A 25,547-nucleotide genomic window follows, 5' to 3' on the forward strand; every position below is an offset into this window, starting at 1 on the left:
TTTTTTTGCCAGGAGGAAGCATGAGTCTCGGCTTGTTCGTGATCGGCGATGAAATCCTGTCGGGCAAGCGCCAGGACAAGCACCTGTCGAAGGTGATCGGCCTGCTGGGCGAGCGCGGCATCGCGCTGGACTGGGCGCAGTTCCTGGGCGACGACCAGGACCGCATCGCCGGGGCCATCGCCGCCGTGGCGCGACGCGGCGATACCTTGCTGTCCTGCGGCGGCATCGGCGCCACGCCCGACGACTGCACCCGCCAGGCCGCCGCCCAGGCCTTCGGCCGGCCGATCGCCCGCCACCCCGAGGCCGAGGCGCTGATCCTGGCGCAGTACGGCGACCAGGCCCGGCCCAACCGCGTGCTGATGGCGGATTTCCCAGCCGGGGCGGAGCTGATCCCCAACCCGGTGAACCGGGTGGCGGGGTTTTCGGTGGGGCAGTGCTACTTCGTCCCCGGGTTCCCGGAAATGGCCTGGCCGATGCTGGAATGGGTGCTGGATCAGCGCCTGCGCCCGCTGCACCAGGCCGAGCCGCCGGTGGAGTTCTCGCTCAACGCCATCGGCCCCGTCACCGAGGGCGACCTGCTGCCGCTGATGCGGGACACCCTGGCGCGCTACCCGGGCATCAAGCTGTCGAGCCTGCCGTTCCGCGGCTCGCCGGAACGGCCGCGGCAGATCGAATTCGGCTTCAAGGGCCCACGGGCCGAAGCGGCCGCGGCGTATGCCAGCTTCCGCGAGGGGCTGAAGGCCTGGCCGGAAGTGCAGGTGGAGGAGTTGAGCAGGCCTTGAGGAAACGGATGTAGGAGCGGCTGTCAGCCGCGAACGCCGGTCATCATGGCAACCGGCCCTCGCGGCTGACAGCCGCTCCTACAAAAGCCCTCAGGTCTCCGCCGCCGGTACCCGCCGCCACCCCACCATCACGCAGGTCGCCACCACCAGCAGCATGCCCAGGGCCGACCACCCGTCCAGCTTCTCGTCCCAGAGCCACCAGGCGAGCAGGGCGGAGAACACCACCGCGGTGTAGGTGAAGGGCCCCACCAGCGCCGCCGGCGCCCAGGCGTAGGCCCGGGTCAGGTTGAGCTGGCCGACGGTGGCGGTGACGCCGGCGCAAACCAGCAGGCCCAGGGTGGGGAGGTCCGGTGTCTGCCAGGCCCAGAGCAGGGGGATGGCCGAGATCGCGGTGGCCATGACCATGAAGTACAGCACGATGCGCTGCGCCGGCTCGGTATCGGAGATGCGCCGGATGCTGACCATGGCGCAGCCCGCCAGGATGCCGGAAGCGGCGCCGACGATGCCGGCCAGCGAGTCGATCTGCGCGGCGCCCGGCTTGACGATGAAGGCGATGCCGACCAGGCCCAGCAGCGCCGCCGGAAAGGCGATCATGGGGGGACGCTCGCCGATCCAGGCCCAGGCGATGAAGGGCACCCACAGGGGAGTGGAGTAGGTCAGCAGCATGGCCTCGGCCAGCGGCAGTCTTGCAATGGCGTAGAAGAAGGCATACATGGCCAGTACGCCGAAGCTGGCGCGCCAGAGGTGGCCGCCGACGCGCTCGGACTTGAGACTGTCGGCGCCCTGGCGCAGGGCCCAGGGCATCAGGACCAGCAGGCTGACCAGGCAGCGGAAGAACACCACGATTTCGTTGGGCGCGGATGCGCTGGCCGCCTTGACGCAGACCCCGGTGATCGAAAAAGCGGCGGCGGCATAGATCGCGTGTGCGGCGCCGCGCTTGAGGTCGTTTTGCATGATGGAAGGAATGGGGGGAGCGACAGGTGGCATGGAAGCGGTATAAAGAAACCAAGGAAAGCCCCCGCCACCACTGCTAAATTTTACCGCAACGTATGGAGCGCCGAGGATGGCCATGATGGACAGCGAGGGAACGCCGGTATCCGCGGGAGCGGATGGCCGTGAGTACGTGCTGATGCTGGTCGAGGACAGCCCCGCCGACGTGCGCCTGGCCCAGGAGGTATTCCGCGATGCCGGCTTCCGCCATAAACTGCATGTTGCAAGGGACGGCGAGCAGGCCCTGCGCATGTTGCGCCGCGAGGGCGAGCATGCCCGCCTGCCGCTGCCCGACCTGGTGCTGCTGGACCTCAACCTGCCGCGCCGCGACGGCCGCGAGGTGCTGCGGGAGGTCAAGGGCGATCCCAAGCTGCGCCATATCCCGGTACTGATCCTGAGTACCTCCAAGGCCGAGCGGGACGTGGTGGAGTGCTACCAGTCCCATGCCAATGCCTACCTGGTCAAGCCGGTGGACCTGGAAGAATTCGAGCGCCTCGCCAGCATGATCCGCGACTGCTGGCTGGGCATGATCCAGCTACCCCCGCGGATGGATTGAACCTGAAAGAATCATGTAGTCCGCAAATGAACGCAAAGAACGCAAATAGAATCCAGAGTGTTGCTGCCGACGCAGCCGCTCACCTCTTGGTGTGGCCATCTGGTGGAGCTTCTTGTTGATCCATTCGCGTTCATTTGCGTTCATTTGCGGACCAATTGCTATTTTTAGGATGAACCCGGAGCCCTGAGCGTGTCCGTCGCCCCGCAGCCGCCCGCCGTTGCCCCGTTCTCGGTCCTCGCGATCGAGGACTCGGCGGCCGATGCGCGCCTGCTCAAGGAGTCGCTGCGCGTGGCCCTGGAGCGCGGCGAACTGGTGCTCAAGACCGTGCGCAGCATCGGCGCCGCCGAGGAAGAGCTGCGCCAGCATCGTCACGATTGTGCCCTGCTGGACCTGGGGCTGCCGGACGGGCAGGGCCTGGCCAACGTCGAGCGCCTGCGCAGTGTCGCGCCGCAGCTGGCGGTGATCGTGCTGACCGGACTGGACTGCGAAAGCTCGGCGATCCGCGCGCTGCAACTCGGCGCCCAGGAGTACGTGGTCAAGGGCCAGTACGAGGGCGAGCGCCTGCTCAAGGTGGTGCGCCACGCCCTGGAGCGCAACCGCCAGGTGCATGAACTGGAAGAGCGCAGCGCGCGCCAGTTCGAGCAGGCCAGCCACGACCCGGTCACCGGCCTGATCAACCGCAAGCTGTTCGACGAGCGTGCGCGCCAGCACCTGGCCGCGGCCGCAGGCAGGCGCTTCGGCATCTGCTTCCTGGACCTGGACCGCTTCAAGGCAGTCAACGACCGCCACGGCCATGCCATCGGCGACGCGCTGCTGCTGCGCATCGCGCAGATCCTGCGTGAGTCGGTACGCGACAGCGACACCCTCGCGCGTATCGGCGGTGACGAATTCGCGATCCTGCTGGCCTCCATCGGCGAGCTGGCCCGTGCCCGTGAGGTGGGCGAGCGCATCGTCGAGCGCATCCGCGCGATCGACGCCATCGAAGGCCGGCCGGTCGCGGTCGGCTGCAGTATCGGCATCGCGCTGTACCCCGAGCACGGCGAAACCCTGGAGGAGTTGCTGCACCACTCCGACGCGGCCATGTACCGCGCCAAGCACGGCGGCGGCGGCGTGCTGTCGCTGCGCGACGACTTCGGCGGCAGCGATGGCGACCTGGCGGCCGAGTTTGCCACCGACGCCGCCCGGGCCGTGGTCAGCGGCGGTTTCGAAATCCATTTCCAGCCCTGGCTGCACTACGGCACCGGCGAGGTGGCGGGTGTCGAGTCCCTGCTGCGCTGGCGCCGGCCGGAAGGCCTGCTGCTGCCGGCCGAATTCCTGCCCTTGCTGGAGCGCGGCGGGCGCATGCCGGAGATCGGCCTGCAGCTGGCGCGCCTGGCTGCCCGCGAGTGGCGCCAGTGGCAGGATGCCGGGCTCGCCCCGGGCCTGCTGGGCCTGAACCTGTCGGGCGCCGAACTGGTCGCCGAGCAGCAGCCTGAACGCCTGCGCGCCGCGCTGGCGGAGGAGGGGCTCAGCCCCGGCCAGGTGCAGCTGGAGGTGGACGCCACGGCCGTAGGCTCGGCCGACGGCCGTCTCTCGGTACCGGTGGAACGCTTCCGTGAAGCGGGCTTTACCATGGTCCTGGAGGGCTTCCTGCCGGGCAACGGCGACCTGCATGCCCTGGCTTCGCCGGCGATCGGCGGCGTCAAGCTCGATCGCCGCCTGCTGCGAACCGCGAGCCGCGACGGGCGTGGCAGCACCTCGCACCGCTTCCTGCTGGGCCTGCTGGGTGCGGCATCGGCGCTGCAGTTGCAGGTGTTCCTCACCGGCATCGAGTCCGGCGAGGAGCTGGAAGGCTTCGCCGGCCTGGATTTCCGCTACGTGCAGGGCTACTGGCCCTGCCCGCCGCTGGCGCGCGATGAGCTGGCCGCCTATCTTCGCGGCGCCGCCGGCCGCCGCCGGCCTGCCATCGCCGAGACCGTCCCTGAATGAGCACCCTGCTGAACTGGCTGGACCCCACTCCGCTGATGCCGCATTCGTTCTGCTTCGTCGGGCGCAAGGACCTGATCCTGCTGCACGTCATGAGCGACCTGACCATCGCGCTGGCGTACTTCATGATCCCGGTGACCATGGTGTACTTCCTGCGGCGTTACCGGAACCGCATCAGCTTCAACTGGGCGATCGGCCTGTTCGCCGCGTTCATCATGCTCTGCGGCATCACCCACGTCTTCGGCATCGTCACGATCTGGCAGCCGGTGTACTACCTGCAGGGCTGGATCAAGGCGCTGACGGCCCTGGTGTCGCTGGCCACGGCGCTGGCGATCATCCCGCTGGTGCCCAAGCTGCTGTCGATGCGCTCGCCGCAGGAACTGCAGGAGTCCAACCACCGCCTGCAGGAGGAAATCCTGCTGCGCGAGTCGGCCGAGCGGAACCTGCGCAAGTCGCTGGCGGAGCAGAAGCGCGCTTCTGCGGAACTGGAACAGTTCGCCTACATCACCTCGCACGACCTGCAGGCGCCGCTGCGCAACATCGCCGGCTTTTCGCGCCTGCTGTCGCAGCGCTACAAGCCCAAGCTGGATGGTGACGCCCTGGAGTTCCTCGGGTTCATCGAGCAGGGCACGCGCCAGATGCAGACGCTGATCAACGACCTGCTGGCGCTGTCGCGCGTGGGCCGCTCCGATTCGCAGTTCGAGAAGAAGCCGCTGGCCGCGACCCTGGACAAGGTGAGGAAGGGCCTGGAGAGCGAGTTCGAGAAGAGCGGTGCCAGCCTGATCTTCGAGAACCTGCCCGAGATCACGGCCGACCACAACCTGCTGCACCAGCTGTTCCAGAACCTGGTCGGCAACGCCATCAAGTTCCAGCCGCCGGGCGGCAAGCCGGTCGTCGAGGTCTATTGCGACCGCCGCAAGGACGACTGGCACATCACCGTGATCGACAACGGCATCGGTATCCCGGCCGACCAGCTGGAGAATGTCTTTGCGGTATTCCGCCGCCTGCACGGCCCCGAGGAGTACGAGGGCACCGGCATCGGCCTGGCCATCTGCCGCAAGATCGTGGCCTCCCACGGCGGTCAGATCTGGGCCGAAAACCGGCCCAGGGGAGCGGAGTTCCACATCCAGCTGCCGGTGCAGCCGGCGACGCTGAAGACCCCCTGGGCCACCCCGCCGGACGTCGGCTGAGGCGCGCAGGGCCTTGAAAAGCACCGCCCGGACCCTATAGCCTCCGCGCCCCTTGCCGTTTTTTCGCTGTTTCGCAGAGTTTTGCCGAGGTTGTCATGCCGATTTACGAGTACGTTTGCCAGGATTGCGGAGTCGAGACCGAGGTGATGCAGCGGATGTCCGATCCGCCGGCCACCGACTGCCCGTCCTGCGGCAAGGCCGCCCTGACCAAGGTCGTCTCGGCCGCCGGCTTCCGTCTCAGCGGCGGCGGCTGGTACGAAACCGACTTCAAGTCCGGTGGCAAGAAGAACCTGAGCGCGGACCCGGTGGCCGCCAAAACCGACACCAAGACCGAGTCCAAGGCCGAGAGCAAGGCGGAAACCAAGTCCGAGGCCCCGGCCGCTGCGCCCGCCAGCCCGGCCAAGCCCAGTTCCAGCCCGGTCTGAAGCGCTTGCCGGACCCTGAAACGGCGCCTGTGGGCGCCGTTTTTCGTTTTGGCTCCCACAGGTTGGCTCCAGTGCCCGGGGCGCGGTTACACTACGCGGCCCGTCGTTCCGGCCATGAATCGCATGGCCCGGCGTAATACCCAAAGATTCCAACATGATGCGCTCTCATTACTGCGGCCAGGTCACCGAAGAGCTGACCGGCCAGACCGTTACCGTTTCCGGCTGGGTCCACCGTCGCCGCGACCATGGCGGCGTGATCTTCATCGACCTGCGCGACCGTGAAGGCCTGCTGCAGTGCGTGTTCGACCCGGACACCCCGGAAGCCTTCCAGCTGGCCGACAAGCTGCGCTCCGAGTACGTGGTCAAGATCACCGGCCGCGTGCGCCCGCGCCCCACCGGCACCGAGAACGCCGGCCTGACCACCGGCAAGATCGAGCTGCTGGCCAAGGAAGTCGAGCTGCTGAACAAGGCGGAAACCCCGCCGTTCCACCCGGACGACGAGACCGCCGGCGAGGACATCCGCCTCAAGTACCGCTACATCGACCTGCGCCGCCCGCAGATGCAGAAGAACCTGCGCCTGCGCCACGAGGTGGTGCGGCGCATGCGCAACTACATGGATGCCAGGGGCTTCGTCGACGTCGAGACGCCGATCCTGACCAAGGCCACCCCGGAAGGGGCGCGCGACTACCTGGTGCCCAGCCGCACGCATCAGGGCCAGTTCTTCGCGCTGCCGCAGTCGCCGCAGCTGTTCAAGCAGTTGCTGATGATGTCGGGCCTGGACCGCTACTACCAGATCGCGCGCTGCTTCCGCGACGAGGACCTGCGCGCCGATCGCCAGCCGGAGTTCACCCAGCTCGACGTCGAGACCTCCTTCCTGGACCAGGAAGAGATCATGGTCCTGATCGAGGGCCTGGTGAAGGAACTGTTCCAGCAGGTGCTGGACGTGGACCTGGGCACGCTGCCGCACATGAGCTATGCCGACGCCATGGCACGTTACGGCTCGGACAAGCCGGACCTGCGCAACCCGCTGGAACTGGTGGACGTGGCCGACCTGGTCAGGGACGTCGACTTCAAGGTCTTCGCCGGCCCGGCCAACGATCCCAAGTGCCGCGTCACCGCGCTGCGCGTGCCGGGTGGCCGCGAGCGCCTGTCGCGCGGCGAAATCGACAAGTACACCGAGTTCGTCAAGATCTACGGGGCCCGCGGCCTGGCCTACATCGTCGTCAACGACAAGGCCAAGGGCCGTGACGGCCTGCAGTCGCCGATCGTCAAGAACATCCATGACGCCGCCCTGTCGGCGATCCTGGAGCGCACCGGTGCCCAGGACGGCGACGTGCTGTTCTTCGGTGCCGACAAGCACGGCGTGGTCTCCGACGCCCTCGGTGCCCTGCGCCTGAAGGTCGGCAACGACCTGGGTCTCACCGCCAAGGGCTGGAAGGCCCTGTGGGTGGTGGACTGGCCGATGTTCGAGTGGGACGACCGCGACGGCGGCCGCTGGGTCTCCCCGCATCACCCCTTCACCGCGCCCAAGCAGTTCGACGCCGACGAAATCCGGAACAATCCGGGCACGATCCTGTCCCAGGGCTACGACATCGTGCTGAACGGTATCGAGCTGGGCGGCGGATCCGTGCGTATCCACCGCGCCGACGTGCAGCAGGCCGTGTTCGACCTGCTGGGCATCGGCCCGGAGGAGCAGCAGGAGAAGTTCGGCTTCCTGCTGGAGGCGCTGTCCTTCGGTGCGCCGCCGCATGGCGGCCTGGCGATCGGCGTGGACCGGCTGGTCATGCTGATGGCGGGCGGGCAGAGCATCCGCGAGGTGATCGCCTTCCCCAAGACGCAGACCGCGCATTGCCCGTTGACCAATGCGCCCAGCACGGTGGACGCCAAGCAGCTCAGGGAACTGAGCATCCGCAGCACTGTGCAGCCCAAGGAGCCGGCAAAGCCGGCCTGATTGAACCAAGGAACGCTGAAGATGCGCATCAAGCAGGGAATCGTGGGTCTGGCGGCAGCATCGGTACTGGGCCTGCTGGCCGGTTGCGAAGGCGTGGGCGACGGCAGCGCGCCGGATCCCGATAGCGGGGTGATCACCAAGTCCGGCGGTACCGCGGCCCTGGGCAACAGCAAGCTGTTCACCTGTGTCGCCCAGCAGCTGCAGTACAACATTGCGTTCACCGGCGGCACCGGCACCGAGAACTTCACCAACCGCGCCAAATGGACCGCGGAGCCTGACGGCATCGTGACCGTCACCAACATCGGCCAGAAGGTGGTCCCGGAGGAGCTCGATCCGGACACCCACCAGCCGCTGGTCTACACCATTTCCGGCCTGGTGCTGCCCAAGGCCCCGGGTAACGTGGTCATCAAGGCCAATGCCTTCGGTATCGAGAAACAGATCGCGATGACGGTCGAGAATCCGGGCAGCGGAAGCCTGCGCCTGAAGGCGGTCGGCTACGGCGACCCCCTGTCCACGTCGATCAAGATGAACCACAACAGCACGCAGCAGCTGCAGCTGGTGGGCACGCTCGACGGCTTCGAGACCGACCTGTCGGCGTCGCTGAAGGAACTGGTTTTCGAAACCCCGGACGACACCGTCGCCACCTTCCTGGAATCCAATGGCGTGCAGACCAGCATCGTCCTGTCCAATGGCAAGGACTCCAACCCCCTGAACCCGACGCCGGTGCCCTTGAAGGACGGCGCCCTGAGGGTTCTGCCCAAGCTGATCGCCTGTCCCGCCGTGGGTGGCGTCGACAACCCCATCGTTGCCGGCGTCAAGATGGACGTGGCGGTCAAGGCCGCCACCGGCATGGTGATCCAGCGTGAGCTCGACAGCCCGGTCAACGGCAACGTACTGGCCCTGGCCACTACCAGCGGCACCACGACGCTGGCCACCACCGAGATCCTGCGGACCTACGCCACTTTCGACGGCAACAGCGATCCGGCCCAGAACCTGTCCAACCAGGTCTACGCCGTGTCCAGCAAGCCGGAGGTCATCGTGCAGCTGGCCTTCAGCCAGCCCACCGGCATCACCGCGCTGTCCACCGGCACCGGCACCACGCCGCCCAAGCTCAGCGAGGACGTGACGCTGACCTACTGCCAGCCCGAGCCGCCGCCGAAGACCTTGCCGACCGGCTACGTCACCAAGTGCTGGCCGGGCAAGCCCACCGTGGCCTCGGCCGTGTTCAAGACCCGCCAGTCGACGCTGACCGATATCGCGGTGACGCCGGTCGACGGGGTCATCGAGGCGCTCAAGACCCTGCAGTTCCGTACCGTGGGCAGCTTCGACGGCGGCTTCAAGCAGGACATCACCCGCCACGTCACCTGGCAGGCGTTCGCCAACGACGGCGAAACCCGCTCGACCAAGGTAGGCATCGGCAGCGCCGGCAGCCTGCTGGCGGGCCTGGCGATCTCCGCCTTCCTGGAGAACACCGACGACGACGCCAGCAACGGCACGCCGCTGCAGGACCGCACGGTCAAGATCAAGGCGACCAACAACGCCGCCACGGTCACCAAGACGCAGACGGTCACGGCGACGATCTCGCAATAGCGCTGCCGGTTCTCCGTATTTTTCAGCGGCCCCCGCACCACAGGTAGTGGTCGGGGGCTGGTCGCGCTACAATGTCTGGCTAATAACGGGCATTTTCAGGCCTGGAGGCCGACATGGCTGCCGCGCTCAAGATTGAGCATTTCAACCTGCTGGACGACGGCGAGTGCGACGCACGCATCCTTGCCGCCAAGAAGCTGCTGGGCAAGCGCCTGTGCATCCTCGGGCATCATTACCAGCGCAACGAAGTCTTCAAACACGCTGATTACACAGGGGATTCCCTGAAGCTGTCGCAGCTGGCCTCGACCACCGACGCCGAGTTCATCGTGTTCTGCGGCGTGCATTTCATGGCCGAGGTGGCGGATATCCTGACCGACGGCCAGCGCTCCGTGATCCTGCCGGACCTTGCCGCCGGCTGCTCCATGGCCGACATGGCCAATCTCGTGAAGGTCAACAAGTGCTGGCAGGAGCTGTCCGGGATTTTCGATCCGGATCAGACGGTTACGCCGGTTACTTACATCAATTCCGCAGCTGACCTGAAGGCCTTCTGCGGCAACCACGGCGGCATCGTCTGCACCTCCAGCAACGCCCGCGCGGTGCTGGAATGGAGCTTCGCCCGCCGCAACAAGGTGCTGTTCTTCCCCGACCAGCACCTGGGCCGCAACACCGCCAAGAACATGGGCATCGGCCTGGACGAGATGATCGTCTGGGATTTCAACAAGCCCCTGGGCGGCAACACGCCCGAGGCGATCCGCGCCGCCCGGATGATCCTGTGGAAGGGCTTCTGCTCGGTGCACCAGATGTTCCAGCCGGCGCACATCGACAATTTCCGCAGCCGCCACCCGGAAGGCAAGGTCATCAGCCACCCGGAAAACGCCCTGCAGGTTTGCGAGAAGAGCGACTACGTCGGCAGCACCGAGTACATCCTGCGTACCGTGCGCGCCTCGCAGACGGGCGACCACTGGCTGGTCGGCACCGAGCTGAACCTGGTCAACCGCCTGGCCGACGAGATGAAGCCCAAGGGCATCAAGGTGGAGTTCATGTCGCCCACCGTGTGCATGTGCTCGACCATGTTCCGCACCGACCCGCAGCACCTGGCCTGGTGCCTGGACAACCTGGTGACCGGCAAGGTCGTCAACCAGATCCGCGTGCCGGCCGAGATCGCCAGGCCCGCCAAGGCGGCGCTGGAGCTGATGCTGGAAGTGGTGGATTGACCGTTTTCTCAGTCCGCAAATCAACGCGAATGAACGCGAATCGCGCTTTTCATTTGCGTTGATTTGCGTTCATTCGCGGACCCGAAATTCTTTTAGAGACAGCAGACCATGTGGACCAACGCCCCGAGCCTCGCCCAATTCGACCCTGAGCTGAACGCCGCCATCCAGAAGGAAGCGGGCCGCCAGGAAGCGCACATCGAGCTGATCGCCTCCGAGAACTACGCCAGCCCCGCGGTGATGGAAGCGCAGGGCTCGGGCCTGACCAACAAGTACGCCGAGGGTTATCCCGGCAAGCGCTACTACGGCGGCTGCGAGTTCGTCGACGTCGCCGAGCAGCTGGCGATCGACCGGCTCAAGCAGCTGTTCGACTGCGACTACGCCAACGTCCAGCCGCACTCCGGCGCCCAGGCCAACGCCGCCATCTTCCTGGCCCTGGTCAACCCTGGCGACACCGTCATGGGCATGAACCTGGCCCAGGGCGGCCACCTGACCCACGGCAACCCCGCCAACTTCTCCGGCAAGCACTACAAGATCGTGCCCTATGGCCTGGACCCGGTGTCCGGCGTCATCAACTACGACGAAATGGAGCGCATCGCCCTGGAGACCCAGCCGAAGATGATCATCGGCGGCTTCTCGGCCTACAGCCGCCTGAAGGACTGGAAGCGCATGCGCGAGATCGCCGACAAGGTCGGCGCCCTCTTCTGGGTCGACATGGCCCACGTCGCCGGCCTGGTCGCCGCCGGGGAATACCCCAGCCCGCTGCCCTACGCCCACGTCGTCACCAGCACCACCCACAAGACCCTGCGCGGCCCGCGTGGCGGCATCATCCTGAGCAAGGGCCAGAGCGAGGAGTTCAACAAGAAGCTGAACTCCGCCGTCTTCCCCGGCATCCAGGGCGGCCCGCTGATGCACGTCATCGCCGCCAAGGCCGTGGCCTTCAAGGAAGCGCTGGACCCCAGCTTCAAGGTCTACCAGAAGCAGGTCGTGGCCAACGCCCGCGCCATGGCCAAGGTGCTGCTCGACCGCGGCTACAAGGTGGTGTCGGGCGGCACCGACAACCACCTGTTCCTGCTGGACCTGATCGCCAAGAACGTCACCGGCAAGGACGCCGAGGCCGTGCTGGGCCGTGCCCACCTGACGGTCAACAAGAACTCCGTGCCCAACGACCCCAAGTCGCCGTTCGTGACCTCGGGCCTGCGCCTGGGCTCGCCGGCCTCGACCACCCGCGGCTTCAAGGAAGCGGAGATGGCCAAGGTGGCAAACTGGATCGCCGACCTGGTCGATGCGATGAGCGCCGGGGCCGATGTCGAGGCGGTGGTGACGCGCGTGCGCGGTGAGGTCGAGCAGCTCTGCGCCGGCTTCCCGGTGTACGGCTCGGTCAAGAAGGCGGCCTGATCGGCCACCCGGGCAAGGCAAGACACGATGCAATGCCCGTTCTGCAAGGCACCTGATACCCGCGTGATCGACTCGCGCCTGGCGGAGGACGGCACGCAGGTGCGTCGCCGCCGCCAGTGCGAGCGCTGCGACGGTCGCTACACGACCTTCGAGAAGGCGCAGCTGCAGATGCCCAACATCGTCAAGCGCAGCGGCGATCCCGAGCCCTACGCCGAGGACAAGCTGCGCCGCGGCATCGAGAGCGCCTGCTACAAGCGCCTGGTGACGGCCGAGCAGATGGACCACGCCATCGAGAGTGTCGAGCGCAAGCTGCGCGCCTCCACCGAGCGTGAAGTGCCTTCGCGCCTGGTCGGCGAGTGGGTGATGGAGGAACTGCGCGACCTGGACCACGTCGCCTACGTGCGCTTCGCCTCGATCTACCGCCGCTTCGAAGACGTCAACGCCTTTCGCGAGGAAATCGAGAAGCTGCAGAAGATGCCCACCGCCGAGCAGCGCCGCTCGCAGATGTCGCTGATCGAGGCGGAAGCCTCCGCCGCCAAGCCGAAGAAGGGCTGAGCGTGCAGTCGCAAGAAGCCGCGCAGTGGATGGCGCGCGCGCTGCGGCTCGCGGAGCAGGGCCGTTACGGCACCCATCCCAATCCCCGCGTCGGCTGCGTGATCGTGCGTGACGGCGAGGTGGTGGGAGAGGGCTGGCACCAGCGCGCCGGCGAGCCGCATGCCGAGGTCTACGCGCTGCGTGAGGCCGGCGAGCGTGCCCGCGGCGCCGAGGTCTTCGTCACCCTGGAACCCTGCAGCCACCACGGCCGCACGCCGCCCTGCGCCGACGCGCTGGTCCAGGCGGGCGTGTCGCGGGTCTGGTCGGCAATGCAGGACCCCAATCCGCTGGTGGCCGGCCAGGGCCTGGAACGCTTGCGCGCCGCCGGCATCGCCACCGAGTGCGGCTTGCTGGAGAAAGACGCGCAGCGTCTCAACCGCGGCTTCGTCTCGCGCATGACGCGCGGCCGGCCGTTCCTGGTGCTGAAGCTGGCCGCGAGCCTCGACGGCCGCACCGCCATGGCCTCCGGCGAATCGCAGTGGATCACCGGTGCCGAGGCGCGCGCCGACGTGCATCGCCTGCGCGCCGAGACGGGTGCGGTGATGACCGGGCCCGGTACGGTGCTGGCCGACGATCCGCAGCTCACTGTGCGCATCACTCCCGTTGAGCTTGGTGCCGCCATCCATGGCGCGACAGCAGGAGGACATTTACCCCCCGCGACGCCATCCATGGCGTCGCCTGCCGGAGGGAACAGTGCCATTCAAGGCACTGTTCCTTATCTCCGGCAGCCAGACCGCATCGTCCTGGATACCCGTGCCCAGGTTCCGGCCGGTGCCAAGGTCTGGGCCGAGGGCGCGCGGCGCCTCTGGCTGACGGCAGGCGCGGGCGCAGCCCCGGCCGGTGTCGAACGCCTGGTCTGCGCCATGGACTCGAACGCTGCACTGGACCTGGCTGCCGCCCTGCGGCTGTTGGGAGAGAAGCAGGTCAACGAAGTCCTGCTGGAATGCGGTCCGCGCCTGGCCGGCGCCTTCCTGCAGTCCGGCCTGGTCGACGAGGTGGTGGCCTACGTGGCGCCGACCTTCCTGGGCCACGAGGCGCGGCCCTTCGCGACGCTGCCGGGCCTGGAAAAACTGTCGCAGCGCCTGCCATGGCGTTTCGCCGGGGTGCGGCAGGTGGGCGCGGACCTGCGCCTGACGCTGCAGCCTGCATAGAGGAGATTGGAGCATGTTCACCGGAATCATCGAGGCCCTGGGCCGCATCGCCAGCGTGGAGACCGTCGGCGGCGACCGCCGCATGCGTTTCGAGGCGCCCGGCTTCCTGCACGGCAGCGGCCTGGGCGACAGCATCGCGGTCAACGGCGTCTGCCTGACGGCGGTGGAGTTCAGCGACGACCACTTCATCGCCGACCTGTCGTCCGAGACCCTGAATCTCACCACCGCCAGCCGCTGGCAGGCCGGGCAGGCGGTGAACCTGGAGCGGGCGCTGACGCCCTCCAAGCCGCTGGGCGGCCATATGGTCTCCGGCCACGTCGACGGTCTGGGCTGGCTGCTGGGCCGGCACGAGGAAGCCCGCTCCTGGCGCATGCAGTTCGAAGCGCCGGCCGCGCTGGCCCGCTATATCGCCCAGAAGGGCTCGATCTGCATCGACGGCATCAGCCTGACCGTGAACGAGGTCGAGGGTAGCCGGTTTGGGGTTAACATCATCCCCCACACGCTGACCCACACCACGCTGGGCGGGCTCGCGGCGGGGGATCCGGTCAATCTCGAGGTGGACCAGATCGCGCGCTACCTGGAGCGGCTGCTGGCCGCAAGGAACGAAGTATGAGCAACCAGAAAGTGACGAACATCGAAACCGCTGCAGGCGTCATTGAGAAAGAATTCCGGTCGCCTGCACTTGCGCATAGCGCGTCGCGTCCGCGCGGGCTGGACTCCACCGAAGACATCATCGCCGACCTCAAGGCCGGCAAGATGGTGATCCTGATGGACGACGAGGACCGCGAGAACGAAGGCGACATCATCATGGCCGCCGAATGCGTGCGGGCCGAGGACATCAACTTCATGGCGCGCTACGGGCGTGGCCTGATCTGCCTGACGCTGTCGCAGGAGCGCTGCCGCCAGCTGCGCCTGCCGCAGATGGTTTCGCACAACGAAGAGAGCCACAAGACCGCCTTCACCGTCTCGATCGAGGCGGCGCAGGGTGTCACCACCGGCATCTCCGCGCATGACCGCGCCCGCACCGTGCAGGCGGCGGTGAAGAAGGACGCGCGGCCGGAAGACCTGGTGCAGCCCGGCCACATCTTCCCGCTGATGGCCCAGCCCGGCGGCGTACTGACGCGCGCAGGCCACACCGAGGCGGGCTGCGACCTGGCGCGCCTGGCCGGCTTCGAGCCGGCGGCGGTGATCGTGGAGATCCTCAACGAGGACGGCACCATGGCGCGGCGCCCGGACCTGGAAGTGTTCGCGCGCGAGCACGGCCTGAAGATCGGGACCATCGCCGACCTGATCCGCTACCGCCTGCACAACGAGCACACCATCGAGCGCGTGGCCGAAACCCACGTCACCACCGAGTTCGGCGATTTCCGCTTGGTGACCTACCAGGATTCGATCGACAACACGGTGCACCTGGCGCTGGTCCGCGGCGACGTCGACAGTGCCAGGCCGACGCTGGTGCGCGTGCATATCCGCAACACCCTGCAGGACGTACTCGGCGTACGGCACGAGGACTTCGCCTGGCCGCTGCGTCTGGCGCTCAAGCGTGTCGCCGAGGAAGGTAACGGCGTCGTCGTGCTGCTGCGCAAGCCCGAGGCACCGCGCGAGCTGGTGCAGCAGATCATCTCCCTGAACAAGGAAGCGGCCGGCGACGAGCATCACGACCCGCGGCCGATGCTGCGCACCTACGGTATCGGTGCGCAAATCCTGTTCGACCTCGGCGTGCGCAAGATGCGCGTGCTGTCCTCGCATTACCGCATGCAGGCCATTTCGGGCTTCGGCCTGGAAGTGGTGGATCACGTCGTTCCCGAGAAAAAGTAAAAGTGAAGAAACTGAAGACCGGTTACGCCGCCCCCAGGAAGCCTGGCAAGAAGGAATTCTCCGGCGTGCGCGTCGCGCTGCTGGCCACGCGCTGGAACGTCGACATCGTCGACGCGCTGCTCAAGGGCGCGCGCGAGTGCTGCAAGGACTGGGGCGTGAGCGACGACAACGTCAAGGTCTACTACGCGCCCGGTGCCTACGAGATCCCGCTGGCGGCGCAGACCATTCTCGACAGTGGCGAGGCCGACACGGTGGTGACGCTCGGCGCGGTGATCCGCGGCGATACACCGCACTTCGAATTCGTCGCCGGCGAATGCTCTCGCGGCCTGATGGACGTGCAGCTCAAGACCGGCGGCCCGGTGGGCTTCGGCGTGCTGACGGTGAACACCGTCGAGCAGGCCTGGGAACGCGCCGGCCCTGGCAACACCAACAAGGGCTACGAGGCTGCCGCAGCGGCACTCGAGATGCTGCGCCTGGTCCGGAGCCTTGCATGAGCGAGGCCCAGCCGCAGCAGTCCCGCCGTGGCCTCGCACGTCGCCTGACCGTGCAGGCCCTGTACCAGTGGCTGCTCAACGAGACCTTTCCCGAAGTGCTGCTCAAGCAGTTCCGCGAGCAGGAGGAAGGCCTCGGCCGTGCCGATCCGGCCTACTTCGAGCTGTTGCTCAAGGGCGTGGTGGACAACGCGCCGGAGCTGACGCTGGCGATCACCCCGCACCTGGACCGCCCGCTGAACCAGCTCGACCCGGTGGAGCACGCGATCCTGCTGGTCGGCGCCTACGAGCTGCAGTTCTGCCCCGACGTGCCCTGGAAGGTCGCCGTGAACGAAGCCGTGAACCTCGCCAAGACCTTTGGCGCGGAAGAAGGCTTCAAGTTCGTCAACGGCGTGCTCGACAAGATGGCGCGGGGCTCGCGCAGCGCCGAAATGAAGTCCGGCCAGTAAAACCCGATGGATGAGTTCGCCCTCATCCGCCGCTACTTCGCCAGGCTGACCCCGCACCGCGCCGACGTGGCGCTGGGTATCGGCGACGACTGCGCCCTGCTGCAGCCCACGCCGGGCCTGCAGCTGGCCGTCACCTCCGACACCCTGATCGCCGGCCGCCACTTTCCTGAAGCCACCGCGCCTGCCGACATCGGCTGGAAGGCGCTGGCGGTGAATCTCTCCGACCTCGCCGCGATGGGCGCCGAGCCGCGCTGGTTCACGCTGGCCCTGAGCCTGCCGTCGCCCGATGCGGCGTGGCTCGAAGGCTTCGCCGGCGGCCTGCGCGAGCTGGCGCAGATCAGCGGCATCGCCCTGGTCGGCGGCGATACCACGCGCGGTCCCCTGAGCATCACCATCACCGCGATGGGCGAGGTCCCGCCGGGACAGGCCCTGCGCCGCGACGGCGCACGCCCCGGCGACCGCATCTGCGTCACCGGTACCCTGGGGGACGCCGCGCTGGCGTTGCGCCTGCTGGAGCGTCCCGGTTTGCCGCCACAACTGCGCCAGCGCCTCGACAGACCCACGCCGCGCCTGGCGGCGGGCCTGGGGCTACGCGGGCTGGCTACGGCGGCCCTGGACCTTTCCGACGGCCTCGCGGGCGACCTGGGCCATATCCTGGCCGCCAGCGGCGTCGGTGCCGAGATCGACCTGAAGACCCTGCCGGCCTCTGCGCATTTCAACGGCCTGGCGCCCGTGGAACTGCGCAGCGAATTGCAGCTGCGCGGCGGTGACGACTACGAGTTGTGCGTCTGCCTGCCGCCGGAGGCAGTTGAGGAGGCGCGGCAGCGGCTGGATGTGCCGCTGACGGAGATCGGGCGGATCACGGCAGAGCCGGGACTGCGCAGCGTCGATACGTCAGGCGACAAGCAGAACCAAGAAGCCTGCGGCTACCGCCACTTCTAGAATTGCGGGCCCGTGGGAGCGGCCTTGGCCGCGATTTTTTTCGGACCGTGTTCAACAGATCGCGGCCAAGGCCGCTCCCACGGGGATCGCGCTCGCTAGTCGTTCAACACGTCCCGCGCTTCGACAAACTTCTGCATCCAGTACTTCTGCGCCACCGGTGCGACGATGACTTGCCGGCCGGAAGCTGGCGCATGCACCGCCTGACCGTCGCCCAGGTACACCGCGACGTGGTCGATGCTGCCGCCGGTGAAGCTGTAGAACAGCAGGTCGCCGGGCTCGGCGTCGTCGAGGTCGATGTCGTCGCCGATCCTGCTCTGCTCGCGCGAACTGCGCGGCAGCTTCACGCCGGACTGGGCGAAGACGTACTGCACCAGGCCGCTGCAGTCGAAGCCGTCGGGATTGCTGCCGCCGTAGCGATAGGGCCGCCCGATCTGTCCCAGCGCATCGACCACGATGCTCTGGCGCAGGCGTTCCACTTCCTCGCTGGAGCGGCTGCCGCCGCCGAAGGACAGGCAGCCGGACAGCAGCAGCGCGCAGGCGCAGGCGGCGAGGGCGCGCATCAGGCTGGAGGCTGGGTCTTGACCATCGACGGCCGGCGCGCGAATTCGCCGAACCAGCGGTCCAGCGCCGCGAATTCCTTGCGCCATTCGAGATAGGGCATGCGGAAGTCGAGATAGGCCAGGCCGACGCCGGTGGTGATCTCGACGACGCTGGGCTTCTCGTCGAGCAGCAGGGTGTTGGCCTCGAGGTTGAGCAGTTCCAGGCTGCGCCGGATCGCCGCGAGCTGGCGGTCGAGGTAGGCGTGATAGACGATGCTCTCGGGGCGCCGCTTTTCCTGCACGGTGGCCACCGCGGCGTCGATCACGCCCTGCGCGATCTTCTGGCGGCGGCGCGCGGTCCAGCGCTTGGTGCCGCGCGGCAGCGGCGCCAGGCCGTGGTACTTGGCGTCGAGGTATTCGATGATCAGGTCGGAGTCGGGCAGGGCTTCGCCCTTGTCGGTGATCAGCGTGGGGACGCGCGCCAGGGGATTGGCCGCCAGGAACTCCGGCGGCGGCGAGTTGGGTTCGGTCTCGATCTCCTCCACCTGTTCCGACAGGCGCAGTTCCTCGATCGCCACGCGCACCTTGCGCGAGTAAGGCGAGATCCTGGAGCAGTACAGCTTCATCATCGTTCTTTTCCTGTGCTGCGAGCCTGGCCCGGAAACGAAAAGGCCGCAGGGATTGTAGCCCCTGCGGCCGCTGTCGCCAGTCCTGCGTTTACGGGGGCTTAGCCCGCCAGCTTGTCCAGGAAACGCTCGGCGTCGAGCGCGGCCTGGCAGCCGGTGCCGGCCGAGGTGACGGCCTGGCGGTAGACGTGGTCCATCACGTCGCCGGCGGCGAACACACCCGGCACGCTGGTGGCGGTGGCATTGCCCTGGCTGCCCGACTGCACCTTGATGTAGCCGTCGTGCATCTCCAGCTGGCCCTCGAAGATCGAGGTGTTGGGCTGGTGGCCGATGGCGATGAACACGCCCTTGGCGTCGATCTGCTGGCTGCTGCCGTCCTTGACGTTGCGGATGCGCGCGCCGGTGACGCCGCTGGCATCGCCCAGCACCTCGTCCAGGGTGGAGTCCCAGACGATCGTGACCTTGCCCTCGTCGCGGCGCTTGAACAGCTTGTCGTGCAGGATCTTCTCGCCCTTGAACTTGTCGCGGCGGTGGACGATCGTCACGTGGTTGGCGATGTTGGACAGGTAGAGGGCCTCCTCGACCGCGGTATTGCCGCCGCCGATCACGATCACGTCCTGGCCCTTGTAGAAGAAGCCGTCGCAGGTGGCGCAGGCGGACACGCCCTTGCCGCGGAACGCGGTTTCGCTGTCGAGGCCCAGGTACTTGGCGCTGGCGCCGGTGGCGATGATCAGCGCGTCGCAGGTGTACTCGCCCTGGTCGCCGGTGAGCTTGAAGGGCTTGCTCTTGAAGTCCACGACATGGATATGGTCGTAGATCATCTTGGTGTCGAAACGCTCCGCGTGCTGCTGCAGGCGCGCCATCAGGTCCGGGCCCATCAGGCCGTGGACGTCACCCGGCCAGTTGTCGACCTCGGTGGTGGTCATCAGCTGGCCGCCCACTTCGAGCCCGGTGATCATCGCCGGCTTCAGGTTGGCGCGCGCCGCGTAGACGGCGGCGGTATAGCCCGCGGGACCGGAACCGAGGATGACGAGGGGAAGGTGCTGGGCAGTCATGTGAATTCTCTGTTTGTTCGGGTTTGAGACACCTGGGGCCGGTTGCCCGGCCCCAGGTTTGCAACGGACGGACGGTGTCCTTACAGCGCGGCAGCGTGCTTGGTCAGGTAGGAAGCGACGCCTTCGGCGGTCGGCTTCATGCCTTCGTCACCCTTCTTCCAGCCGGCCGGGCAGACTTCACCATGCTTCTCGGTGAACTGCAGGGCGTCGACCAGACGCAGGATCTCGTCGACTTCACGGCCCAGCGGCAGGTTGTTGACCTGCTGGTGCTGCACGATGCCGTCCTTGTCGATCAGGAAGGTGGCGCGGAAAGCGACGCCGTCCTGGTGCTCCACGCCGTAGGCGCGGACGATCTCGTGCTGCACGTCGGCCACCATCGGGAAGCCGACCGGGCCGATGCCGCCCTTGTTGACCGGGGTGTCGCGCCAGGCGAAGTGGGTGAACTGGCTGTCGATCGAGACGCCGATCAGCTGCACGCCGCGCTCCTCGAAGGCCTTGCGGCGGTGCTCGTGGGCGATGATCTCGGACGGGCAGACGAAGGTGAAGTCCAGCGGCCAGAAGAACAGCACGACGTACTTCTTGCCCTTGTAGTCGGACAGCTTGATCTCGGAGATGCTGCCGTCGCCCAGGACGGCCTGGGCCTTGAAGTCCGGGGCGGGGCGGTTGACGAGTACGCTCATGGGGGAATCTCTCAGCGGGTGGGGTTGCCGCAACGCCTGGGGGCGCCCGGTTTTGGGAACGACGGGATGCTAAGCATCGTCGCCCGATAGGTCAAAACATTTGTACAAATGCGGACGATAGCGAAACCTTATTGGATGACGCCACGCCCAAAAGTTCGTGAAAAATAGATGAAATCTGGCGAAACCAGTGAATATCAAGACATTTCTTAACCACGCTGTAACATGTTGCCAATAGATTACGGGTGACGTGTAATTCGGGCTTATGGCAATGCAAGGCAAACTGATTCTCGTTGTAGAAGACGAAGCAGCCATCCGGGAGATGGTCCGCTTCGCCCTCGGCCGTGCCGAGTTCCGCGTGACCGAAGCCGGCAACGCCCAGGAAGCCCGGCTGCGCATCGCCGACGAGCGCCCCGACCTGATCCTGATGGACTGGATGATGCCCGGCATCACCGGCGTGGAACTGACCCGCGAACTGAAGGCCCAGCCCACCTCCAAGGATATACCGGTGATCATGGTCACCGCACGGGCCGAGGAAGAGGACAAGATCCGCGGCCTCAATGTCGGTTGTGACGACTACGTTTCCAAGCCTTTTTCGTTTCCCGAGCTGATCGCGCGCATCCAGGCGGTGCTGCGCCGCTCCATGCCGGGCGGCGTGGACGAGCGCCTGGCGGTCAACGGCCTGGAAGTGGATGCCGCCAGCCAGCGCGTCACCGCCAAGGGCCAGCCGGTGCGCCTCGGTCCTACCGAGTACCGCCTGCTGCATTTCTTTGTCAGCCATCCCGAACGTGTCTATACGCGCGAGCAGGTGCTGGACCGCGTCTGGGGCCAGAACGTCTACGTCGAGGAGCGCACGGTCGACGTGCATATCCGCCGCCTGCGCAAGGCGCTGGAACCCTTCGGCTTCGCCGACATGATCCAGACGGTACGTGGCACGGGCTACCGTTTCTCCGAGAAGTTCTGAGCCCATGTCTGTCGGCCCGGAGGGTCCGCAGCCAAGCGTCAGGCCGCCCACTCCGCCGGCCAATCCCACGCTGCAACAGGCGCGCCTGGCCGAGACCTGGCGCCATGAGTTGCTCAAGCTGGCGGTCCTGGCCCTGGTCGGAGCGGCCCTGGGACGTCTGTTCGATCACGCCCTGGTCGCGGTCTGCTTCGTGCTGGCGAGCTTCCTGGCCTCGCACCTGCGCCACCTGGCGATCCTGCGCAGCTGGCTGGTAGCCCCCAAGGCGGTGGAACTGCCCGATGCCGGGGGCATCTGGGGCGAAATCTACGACCTGCTGCTGGACCTGCAGCGCAAGAACCGCAAGAAGAAGCGGCGGCTGACGGCGATGCTGGCCGAGTTCCAGGCTTCCACCGCCGCATTGCCGGACGGCGCGGTCGTGCTGGGTGCCCGCGGCGAGATCGCCTGGTTCAACCAGGCCGCGCAGACCCTGCTGGGCCTGCGCATGCCGCAGGACGTCGGCCTGCGCATTCCCAACCTGATCCGCCACCCCAGCTTCACCGAGTACTTCGGCAACGGCGATTTCGAGAGCGAGATCGAGGCGCCGTCGCCGGTCAACCGCGCCAAGACGCTGTCGCTGCGCATCATTCCCTACGGCAACAACCAGCGCCTGCTGATCGTGCGCGACGTTTCCGAACTGCGGCGCCTGGAAACCGCGCGCCGCGACTTCGTCGCCAATGCCTCGCATGAACTGCGCACGCCGCTGACGGTGCTGCGCGGCTACCTGGAAATGATGGAGCCGGAGGCGCAGGGCAAGGGCGGCCTGGCCGACTGGCGCGGCCCCCTGCTGGAGATGCGCAACCAGGCGATACGCATGGAAGCCCTGGTCAACGACATGCTCAAGCTGGCGCGCCTGGAGGCCGACAGCTCGCACATGAAGGACGACCATCTCGATGTGCCCATGCTGCTGCAGCGCACACTGGACGAGGTCAGGGCACTGTCGCGTGGAAACCACCGCTTCGAGGCGCAGATCCAGGCGGACCTGGGCCTGGTCGGCGGCGAGACCGAGCTGCTCAGCATCCTGGTCAACCTGCTGTCCAATGCCGTGCGCTACACGCCGGCCGGCGGCGTGATCCGGGTGCGCTGGGAGGCGGCACCGGAGGGCGCGCGCTTCTCGGTGGCCGATACCGGCATCGGCATCAGCGAAAAGGACCTGCCGCGCCTGACCGAACGCTTCTACCGGGTGGATGTCGGTCGCTCCCGCGCCAGCGGCGGCACTGGTCTGGGCCTGTCGATCGTCAAGCACGCGCTGGAGCGCTACGACGCCCGCCTGGAGATCGACAGCGAGGTGGGGGTGGGGAGTACCTTCATCTGCCATTTCCCGACCCACCGGGTGGAGCGCGTCCAGACCCGCGTGGACCTGGGCGCCAACGCCGCCTGAGCAGTCGGCCCACGGCTCGATCCCGCGCCCAGGGCTGTCATACAGGGCCTGGTAGCGCTCGTCCCGGAGCGGCAGGGCTGCCGTACTTGCCCCTGAGGCTCCGCCTGAATGGGCCAAACTGCGCTGAATTCCCCCTCATCGGCCCTCTTTTGGGGCGCTTGTAACATTTCTGTCATCTTTCGTTCACAAGCCTTTCATCGGTGCCGGCCACACTCGCGACGTTTTTGAAGAAGCCCTTCTACCGAGGAAAGAGATGAAACTGAAAGCGATTGTTGCCTCCCTGGGTCTTGCCGCCGGTCTGGCGACGACCGCCGCCTCCGCGGTTGATGCCGCCCTCCCGGACTACAAGTCCACCTCTGGCGTCACGGGCAACTTTTCCAGCGTCGGTTCCGACACGCTGAACAACCTGATGACCTTGTGGGCCGAGGACTTCAAGCGTCTCTATCCCAGCGTCAACATCCAGATCCAGGGTGCGGGCTCGTCCACGGCGCCGCCGGCGCTGACCGAGGGCACCGCCAACTTCGGCCCGATGTCGCGCCAGATGAAGGACCAGGAAGTCCAGGCCTTCGAGCAGAAGTACGGCTACAAGCCCACCGCCATCGGCGTGGCCATCGACGCGCTCGCCGTGTTCGTCAACAAGGACAACCCGATCAAGGGCCTGTCGATCCCGCAGGTCGACGGCATCTTCTCCGCCACCCGCAAGTGCGGCGGCAAGGACGTCAAGCGCTGGGGCGACCTGGGCCTGACCGGTGACTGGAGCAGCAAGCCGGTCCAGCTCTACGGCCGCAACTCGGTGTCGGGCACCTACGGCTACTTCAAGGAGCACGCCCTGTGCAAGGGTGACTTCAAGAACAACGTCAACGAGCAGCCGGGTTCGGCCTCGGTGGTGCAGTCGGTTGCCACCGGCCTGAACGCCATCGGCTACTCGGGCATCGGCTACAAGACCTCCGGCGTGCGCGCCGTGCCGCTGTCGTCCAAGGACGGCGGCGAGCTCGAGGAAGCCACCGAGGAGAACGCCGTCTCCGGCAAGTACCCGCTGGCCCGCGTGCTCTACGTCTACGTCAACAAGGCGCCGAACAAGCCGCTGGCTCCGCTGGAGGCCGAGTTCCTCAAGATGGTGCTGTCCAAGAAGGGCCAGGCGGTCGTCGAGAAGGACGGCTACATCGCCCTGCCGGCGAAGATGGTCGAGAAGGAACTGGCCAAGCTGAAGTAAAGCTTTGTGCGGCGGACCCCGCCTCGGGGTCCGCCGCAGGATTTCCGAAGTAAATTCAACGGGAGAGTCATAGTGAACAAGCTGAAGTACGCGGCGCTGGCCGCATTCATCGGTGCAGTCGCCACGCCGGCGATGGCCGACAAGGCGGAAACCACCGGCGGCCTGAAGATCAAGACCGACGACGGCCGCTTCGAAATGGCGATCGGTGGTCGTATCCACTTCGATGCCTACATCTTCGACCAGGATGAGGACGCGCTCTTCGGCAGCAGCAGCTTCAACGGCAAGGGTGGCGCGGCGTTCCGTCGTACCTACCTGACCCTGACCGGCAAGGCCTACGGCTGGAAGTACAAGTTCGAAAACGACTTCAGTGCGATGGGCGGCAGCACCACCTGCGATGCCGTCGCAGCGGTTCCGGCCACGCCGACCTGCTCGACGTCCAACACCGGCGCTTCGGGCTTCCGTGAGCTGTGGGTGTCCACCAACCTCGGCCCCGGCGAAATCGTCATCGGCCAGTTCAAGCCCTTCCGCGGCATGGAAGAGCTCACCAGCTCCAACGAGCTGACCATGATCGAGCGTCCGGTGACCAGCGCTTCCGGCATCTACGCCGGTCGCCAGTTCCTGATGGGCGTGGGCTACAAGGGCCTGATCGCCGACCAGTTCGGCTACGGCATCGACGTGATGAATCTCGGCGCCGCCAACTCGACCACCGAAGGCCTGTCCTACGGTGCTCGCGCCTACTGGTTCCCGATCAGCACCGCCACCCAGACGATTCACGCCGGCCTGTCGTACAGCGTGGACTCCGAAGCGATCGGCTCGATCGACGCCGCCCGCCCGGCCTTCAACTACGCTGGCCGTCGCGGCCCGCAGATCCGTTTCGCCGAAGCCGGCCGCGCGTTCGCGGAAGCCGATCGCTATGGAGACCAGAGCACCTGGGCTGCGGAACTGGGCACCTCGTTCGGTCCGTTCACCGCCCAGGCCGAATACGCCAAGGGCAAGCTCGACGACGCCTTCGGCACCGCCGCGGCGCCGGAAGATGCCGATGTCACGGCCTACTATGTGCAGGCCAGCTGGATGATCACCGGCGAGTCCAAGCCGTACAAGAAGGATCGCGGTGCTTTCGGCAACCCGAAGCCCAACGGTGCCTACGGTGCCTGGGAAGCGACGGCTCGCTATGAAATGATGGAGAGCGACGACGAGTCCGGCACCAACACGCTGTGCCGCTTTGCCAGCAACGGCAGCGGCGGCGTGGTGATCCCGGGTGCTGCCGCCGGTGCGGACCAGTGCGAGCTGACCCAGCTCACCCTGGGCGCCAACTGGTACCTCAACCCGAACGTCCGCTTCATGTTGAACTACTACATGGCTGAGCTGGACCTGGGCGGCACCGCCGGCAAGGACGAGCCGGAAGCCTGGACCCTGCGCACGCAGTTCAGCTTCTAAGCTTCAGTCTGCATCGTTTCGAAGGTCCCGGCGCGGGGTCACCCGCGCCGGGCACTTTCCCAGAGGGCTGCTAGAATTCCGCAGCTTTCTGGAAAAGTGACGATTCCAACGTTTCTCCA

General features: G+C 66.8%; 25 protein-coding genes. 20 read left to right on the forward strand and 5 right to left on the reverse strand.

Going from position 1 to position 25,547, the window contains the following annotated elements; translation table 11 throughout:
- Positions 1-20 precede the first annotated feature (20 nt).
- Positions 21-782, forward strand: coding sequence for a competence/damage-inducible protein A (locus D0B54_RS10230; RefSeq protein ID WP_117291232.1), 762 nt, complete (start codon positions 21-23; stop codon positions 780-782).
- Positions 783-872: 90 nt separating this feature from the next.
- On the opposite strand, the gene D0B54_RS10235 is transcribed toward D0B54_RS10230, so the two are convergent.
- On the reverse strand, positions 873-1,736 hold the full coding sequence (locus D0B54_RS10235) for a DMT family transporter (RefSeq protein ID WP_162932336.1): 864 nt from the start codon (positions 1,734-1,736) through the stop codon (positions 873-875).
- Positions 1,737-1,845: 109 nt separating this feature from the next.
- Between D0B54_RS10235 and D0B54_RS10240 the strand changes: the two genes are divergently transcribed.
- The 15 genes from D0B54_RS10240 to thiL all read left to right on the forward strand — a co-directional run bounded on the left by D0B54_RS10240 (position 1,846) and on the right by thiL (position 17,500).
- A complete protein-coding gene (locus D0B54_RS10240) occupies positions 1,846-2,328 on the forward strand; it encodes a response regulator (RefSeq protein ID WP_240433587.1) in 483 nt (160 codons plus the stop codon).
- Positions 2,329-2,517: 189 nt separating this feature from the next.
- Positions 2,518-4,296, forward strand: a complete 1,779-nt coding sequence (locus tag D0B54_RS10245; protein ID WP_117291235.1) for a putative bifunctional diguanylate cyclase/phosphodiesterase — start codon at positions 2,518-2,520, stop codon at positions 4,294-4,296.
- Positions 4,293-5,483 carry a sensor histidine kinase gene (locus tag D0B54_RS10250; protein WP_117291236.1) on the forward strand — a complete coding sequence of 397 codons (1,191 nt, stop codon included), beginning with the start codon at positions 4,293-4,295 and terminating at the stop codon, positions 5,481-5,483. Before D0B54_RS10245 ends, D0B54_RS10250 begins: the two co-directional genes overlap by 4 nt.
- A gap of 95 nt (positions 5,484-5,578) precedes the next feature.
- Entirely contained in the window at positions 5,579-5,908 is a 330-nt protein-coding gene (locus D0B54_RS10255) for an FmdB family zinc ribbon protein (protein WP_117291237.1), read from the forward strand.
- Positions 5,909-6,062: 154 nt separating this feature from the next.
- The gene (gene aspS, locus D0B54_RS10260; RefSeq protein WP_117291238.1) at positions 6,063-7,859 is read left to right on the forward strand and encodes an aspartate--tRNA ligase; all 1,797 of its coding nucleotides are present in this window, start codon (positions 6,063-6,065) and stop codon (positions 7,857-7,859) included.
- Between the two features lie 21 nt (positions 7,860-7,880).
- The gene (locus tag D0B54_RS10265) at positions 7,881-9,449 is read left to right on the forward strand and encodes a hypothetical protein (protein WP_117291239.1); all 1,569 of its coding nucleotides are present in this window, start codon (positions 7,881-7,883) and stop codon (positions 9,447-9,449) included.
- 113 nt (positions 9,450-9,562) lie between these two features.
- Positions 9,563-10,660, forward strand: coding sequence for a quinolinate synthase NadA (nadA, locus tag D0B54_RS10270; RefSeq protein WP_117291240.1), 1,098 nt, complete (start codon positions 9,563-9,565; stop codon positions 10,658-10,660).
- A gap of 108 nt (positions 10,661-10,768) precedes the next feature.
- On the forward strand, positions 10,769-12,055 hold the full coding sequence (gene glyA, locus D0B54_RS10275; RefSeq protein ID WP_117291241.1) for a serine hydroxymethyltransferase: 1,287 nt from the start codon (positions 10,769-10,771) through the stop codon (positions 12,053-12,055).
- A gap of 27 nt (positions 12,056-12,082) precedes the next feature.
- Positions 12,083-12,610, forward strand: a complete 528-nt coding sequence (gene nrdR, locus D0B54_RS10280) for a transcriptional regulator NrdR (RefSeq protein ID WP_117291242.1) — start codon at positions 12,083-12,085, stop codon at positions 12,608-12,610.
- Positions 12,607-13,800 (forward strand): bifunctional diaminohydroxyphosphoribosylaminopyrimidine deaminase/5-amino-6-(5-phosphoribosylamino)uracil reductase RibD, encoded by a 1,194-nt coding sequence (gene ribD, locus D0B54_RS10285; protein ID WP_441347437.1) that lies wholly within the window; start codon positions 12,607-12,609, stop codon positions 13,798-13,800. Before nrdR ends, ribD begins: the two co-directional genes overlap by 4 nt.
- Positions 13,801-13,813: 13 nt before the next feature.
- A complete protein-coding gene (locus D0B54_RS10290) occupies positions 13,814-14,413 on the forward strand; it encodes a riboflavin synthase (protein WP_117291243.1) in 600 nt (199 codons plus the stop codon).
- Positions 14,410-15,618, forward strand: coding sequence for a bifunctional 3,4-dihydroxy-2-butanone-4-phosphate synthase/GTP cyclohydrolase II (ribBA, locus tag D0B54_RS10295; RefSeq protein WP_117291244.1), 1,209 nt, complete (start codon positions 14,410-14,412; stop codon positions 15,616-15,618). The genes D0B54_RS10290 and ribBA overlap by 4 nt, the downstream gene beginning before the upstream one ends.
- An 11-nt stretch (positions 15,619-15,629) precedes the next feature.
- A complete protein-coding gene (gene ribH, locus D0B54_RS10300; RefSeq protein WP_117295161.1) occupies positions 15,630-16,112 on the forward strand; it encodes a 6,7-dimethyl-8-ribityllumazine synthase in 483 nt (160 codons plus the stop codon).
- On the forward strand, positions 16,109-16,558 hold the full coding sequence (nusB, locus tag D0B54_RS10305) for a transcription antitermination factor NusB (RefSeq protein ID WP_117291245.1): 450 nt from the start codon (positions 16,109-16,111) through the stop codon (positions 16,556-16,558). Before ribH ends, nusB begins: the two co-directional genes overlap by 4 nt.
- 6 nt (positions 16,559-16,564) lie before the next feature.
- Positions 16,565-17,500, forward strand: a complete 936-nt coding sequence (gene thiL / locus D0B54_RS10310) for a thiamine-phosphate kinase (RefSeq protein ID WP_117291246.1) — start codon at positions 16,565-16,567, stop codon at positions 17,498-17,500.
- Between the two features lie 95 nt (positions 17,501-17,595).
- Here the strand turns inward: thiL and D0B54_RS10315 are convergent, their stop codons facing one another.
- The 4 genes from D0B54_RS10315 to D0B54_RS10330 form a co-directional block, all read right to left on the reverse strand.
- A complete protein-coding gene (locus D0B54_RS10315; RefSeq protein WP_117291247.1) occupies positions 17,596-18,060 on the reverse strand; it encodes a C40 family peptidase in 465 nt (154 codons plus the stop codon).
- Entirely contained in the window at positions 18,060-18,668 is a 609-nt protein-coding gene (locus tag D0B54_RS10320; protein WP_117291248.1) for a glutathione S-transferase family protein, read from the reverse strand. Before D0B54_RS10320 ends, D0B54_RS10315 begins: the two co-directional genes overlap by 1 nt.
- A 98-nt stretch (positions 18,669-18,766) precedes the next feature.
- Positions 18,767-19,720 (reverse strand): thioredoxin-disulfide reductase, encoded by a 954-nt coding sequence (gene trxB, locus D0B54_RS10325; RefSeq protein ID WP_117291249.1) that lies wholly within the window; start codon positions 19,718-19,720, stop codon positions 18,767-18,769.
- Between the two features lie 80 nt (positions 19,721-19,800).
- Positions 19,801-20,400: a peroxiredoxin gene (locus tag D0B54_RS10330; protein WP_117291250.1), complete on the reverse strand. Its 600-nt coding sequence runs from the start codon at positions 20,398-20,400 to the stop codon at positions 19,801-19,803.
- A gap of 268 nt (positions 20,401-20,668) precedes the next feature.
- Here D0B54_RS10330 and phoB point away from each other — a divergent pair, with 268 nt between their 5' ends.
- The 4 genes from phoB (at position 20,669) to D0B54_RS10350 (ending at position 25,428) form a co-directional block, all read left to right on the forward strand.
- Complete coding sequence (phoB, locus tag D0B54_RS10335) at positions 20,669-21,361, forward strand: phosphate regulon transcriptional regulator PhoB (protein WP_205527320.1); 693 nt, start codon at positions 20,669-20,671, stop codon at positions 21,359-21,361.
- Positions 21,362-21,365: 4 nt separating this feature from the next.
- Positions 21,366-22,778 (forward strand): phosphate regulon sensor histidine kinase PhoR, encoded by a 1,413-nt coding sequence (gene phoR, locus D0B54_RS10340; protein WP_117291252.1) that lies wholly within the window; start codon positions 21,366-21,368, stop codon positions 22,776-22,778.
- A 253-nt stretch (positions 22,779-23,031) separates the two neighbouring features.
- On the forward strand, positions 23,032-23,991 hold the full coding sequence (locus D0B54_RS10345) for a PstS family phosphate ABC transporter substrate-binding protein (RefSeq protein WP_117291253.1): 960 nt from the start codon (positions 23,032-23,034) through the stop codon (positions 23,989-23,991).
- Between the two features lie 72 nt (positions 23,992-24,063).
- Complete coding sequence (locus D0B54_RS10350; RefSeq protein WP_205527321.1) at positions 24,064-25,428, forward strand: OprO/OprP family phosphate-selective porin; 1,365 nt, start codon at positions 24,064-24,066, stop codon at positions 25,426-25,428.
- Positions 25,429-25,547: the final 119 nt, after the last annotated feature.

It is taken from the genome of Solimonas sp. K1W22B-7, from assembly GCF_003428335.1.
Lineage (GTDB): Bacteria > Pseudomonadota > Gammaproteobacteria > Nevskiales > Nevskiaceae > Solimonas_A.